This is a genomic window from Roseateles sp. P5_B10 (genome assembly GCF_056400485.1).
The window spans coordinates 1-1,550 of sequence record NZ_JBFULE010001052.1 but is presented as its reverse complement, the minus strand read 5'-3'; the positions used below and the strand labels follow the sequence as shown (position 1 = coordinate 1,550).

General features: G+C 65.7%; 1 protein-coding gene. It reads left to right on the top strand.

Annotated elements, in window-relative coordinates:
• The coding region (locus AC1DU6_RS30705) for a glutamate synthase central domain-containing protein (protein WP_477861873.1) at positions 1-1,550 on the top strand (1,550 nt) is incomplete at both ends.

Sequence of the window (1,550 nt, the reverse complement as noted above, 5' to 3'; positions counted from 1 at the left end):
GCTCACGCACAGCCGCGAGTACTACGTGCCCAGCATGAGCTGCCGCACGGTCATCTACAAGGGTCTGCTGCTGGCCGACCAGGTTGGCAAGTACTACCTGGACCTGGCCGACCCGCGCGTCGTGTCCGCTATAGCCCTGGTCCACCAGCGCTTCTCCACCAACACCTTCCCCGAGTGGCCGTTGGCCCACCCCTACCGCATGGTCTGCCACAACGGCGAGATCAACACGGTCAAGGGCAACTTCAACTGGATGCGCGCCCGCGAAGGCGTCATGAAGTCGCCCGTGCTGGGCGACGACCTGAAGAAGCTCTACCCCATCAGCTTCGAGCACCAGTCCGACACGGCCACCTTTGACAACGCCATCGAGCTGCTGACGATGAGCGGCTACCCGCTCGCCCACGCGGCCATGATGATGATCCCGGAAGCCTGGGAGCAGCACGAAGGCATGGACGAACGCCGCCGTGCCTTCTACGAATACCACGCCGCCATGATGGAGCCGTGGGACGGCCCCGCCGCGATGGCCTTCACCGACGGCCGCCAGGTCTGTGCCGCGCTTGACCGCAACGGCCTGCGTCCGGCCCGCTACTGCATCACCGACGACGACCTCGTCGTCATGGCTTCCGAGTCCGGCGTGCTGCCCATCCCCGAGGCCAAGATCGTCAAGAAGTGGCGTCTGCAGCCCGGCAAGATGTTCCTCATCGACCTGGAGCAGGGCCGCATCGTCGACGACGAGGAACTGAAGAACCAGTTCGCCAACGCACGCCCGTACCGCCAGTGGATCGAGAACGTTCGCGTCAAGCTGGACGACATCGCCGTGCCCGACACGGCCCGCCCCGGCTTCACGACGACGTTGCTGGACCGCCAGCAGGCCTTCGGCACCACGCAGGAAGACATCAAGTTCCTGCTCGCCCCCATGGCCGCCAATGGCGAGGAGGGCATCGGCTCCATGGGCAACGACTCGCCGCTCGCGGTGCTGTCGGGCAAGAACAAGCCGCTCTACAACTACTTCAAGCAGCTCTTTGCCCAGGTCACGAACCCGCCGATCGACCCGATCCGCGAGAWCATCGTGATGTCGCTGAACAGCTTCATCGGCCCGAAGCCGAACCTGCTGGACATCAACGCCATCAACCCGCCGATGCGCCTGGAAGTCAGCCAGCCCATCCTCGACTTCGACGACATGGCGCGCCTGCGCGGCATCGAGAAGCCCACCAACGGCAAGTTCAAGCCCAGTGAGCTGGACATCACCTACCCGCGTGACTGGGGCCGCGCCGGCGTGGAAGCGCAGCTCGCCTCGCTGTGCGCCTCGGCGGTTGACGCCATCAAGACCGGTCACAACATCCTCATCATCACGGACCGCCATCTGAGCCAGGACCGCATCGCGATTCCCGCGCTGCTGGCCCTGTCCGCCGTCCACCACCATCTGGTGCGTGAAGGCCTGCGCACGACGGCCGGCCTGGTCGTCGAGACCGGCACCGCCCGCGAGGTGCACCACTTCGCCGTGCTGGCCGGGTATGGCGCCGAAGCCGTCCACCCCTACCTCGCGCTGGAAA